The sequence below is a fragment of the Comamonas sp. w2-DMI genome, from assembly GCF_040187735.1.
Classification (GTDB): domain Bacteria; phylum Pseudomonadota; class Gammaproteobacteria; order Burkholderiales; family Burkholderiaceae_C; genus Comamonas; species Comamonas terrae.
In genome coordinates this window covers 1-1662 of record NZ_JBANEL010000072.1, presented here as the reverse complement: position 1 = coordinate 1662, position 1662 = coordinate 1, and the positions used below count along the sequence as shown (strand labels likewise).

The 1662-nt window shown below is 66.9% G+C and carries 2 protein-coding genes; both read right to left on the bottom strand.

Going from position 1 to position 1662, the window contains the following annotated elements; translation table 11 throughout:
* On the bottom strand, window positions 1-911 hold a 911-nt coding region (locus V8Z74_RS26100), incomplete at its 3' end, for an electron transfer flavoprotein subunit alpha/FixB family protein (protein WP_349712288.1).
* 13 nt (window positions 912-924) lie between these two features.
* The coding region (locus tag V8Z74_RS26095; RefSeq protein WP_349712286.1) for an electron transfer flavoprotein subunit beta/FixA family protein at window positions 925-1662 on the bottom strand (738 nt) is incomplete at its 5' end.

Sequence of the window (1662 nt, the reverse complement as noted above, 5' to 3'; positions counted from 1 at the left end):
GGCACGGCCTGGAACAGATCCGCCTCCAGCCCGTAGTCCGCCACCGAGAAGATCGGCGCCTCCGGGTCCTTGTTGATCGCCACGATCACCTTCGAGTCCTTCATGCCCGCCAGATGCTGGATCGCCCCCGAGATCCCCGCCGCAATGTACAGCTGCGGCGCCACGATCTTGCCCGTCTGCCCCACCTGCAGGTCGTTGGGCGCGTAGCCCGCGTCCACCGCCGCGCGGCTGGCGCCGATGGCCGCGCCCAGCTTGTCGGCCAGCGGGGTCATGACTTCCTGGAATTTCTCGGCCGAGCCCAGCGCGCGGCCGCCCGAGACGATGATCTTGGCCGCCGTCAGTTCGGGACGGTCGCTCTTGGTGACTTCGCGGCCCACGAAGGCGCTCTTGCCGCTGTCGGCCACGGCCGCCACGGTTTCCACGGCCGCGGAGCCGCCGCTGGCCGCCGCAGCGTCAAAGCCGGTGGTGCGCACGGTGATGACCTTGACGGGGTCGCCCGATTGCACGGTGGCGATGGCGTTGCCCGCGTAGATGGGGCGCTCGAAGGTGTCAGCAGAGTCCACCTTGGTGATATCGCTGATCTGGGCCACGTCCAGCTTGGCGGCCACGCGGGGCGCGGCGTTCTTGCCCGAGGCGGTGGAGGGGAACAGGATGTGGCTGTAGTTGCCCGCGATGGCCAATACCTGGGCGGCCAGGTTTTCGGCCAGGCCGTCCTTGAGGCTGGCGCCGTCGGCATGGATGACCTTGGCCACGCCGGCGATCTGGGCGGCGGCTGCTGCCGCGGCGCCGGCGTTTTCTCCGGCCACCAGTACGTGCACGTCGCCGCCGCAGGCCGCAGCGGCCGTGACGGTGTTCAGGGTGGCCGCCTTGATCGAAGCGTTGTCGTGTTCTGCGATTACGAGGGATGTCATGTCTCTGTCTTCCTTAGATCACTTTGGCTTCGTTCTTGAGCTTGGCCACCAGGGTGGCGACGTCGGGCACCTTGACGCCGGCGCCGCGCTTGGGCGGCTCGGATACCTTCAGGGTCTTCAGGCGCGGGGCGACGTCCACGCCCAGCTCCTCGGGCTTGACGGTGTCCAGCTGTTTTTTCTTGGCCTTCATGATGTTGGGCAGGGTGACGTAGCGCGGCTCGTTCAGGCGCAGGTCGGTGGTGATGACCGCGGGCATGGACAGGCTCAGGGTTTCCAGGCCGCCGTCGACTTCACGGGTCACATTCACCTTGTCGCCAGACACTTCGACCTTGGAGGCGAAGGTGGCCTGGGGCAGGTCGGCCAGCGCAGCCAGCATCTGGCCGGTCTGGTTGGCGTCGTCGTCGATGGCCTGCTTGCCCAGGATGACGAGGCCGGGTTGCTCCTTGTCGATCAGGGCCTTCAGGATCTTGGCCACGGCCAGGGGCTGCAGCTCTTGGCCGGTTTCGACCAGGATGCCGCGGTCGGCGCCGATGGCCATGGCCGTGCGCAGGGTTTCCTGGCACTGGGCCACGCCGCAGGAGACGGCGATGACTTCGGTGGCCACGCCTTTTTCCTTCAGGCGCACGGCTTCCTCGACGGCGATTTCGTCAAAGGGGTTCATGCTCATCTTGACGTTGGCGATGTCCACACCTGTGCCGTCCGATTTGACGCGGACTTTCACGTTGTAGTCCACCACGCGCTTGACGGGGAC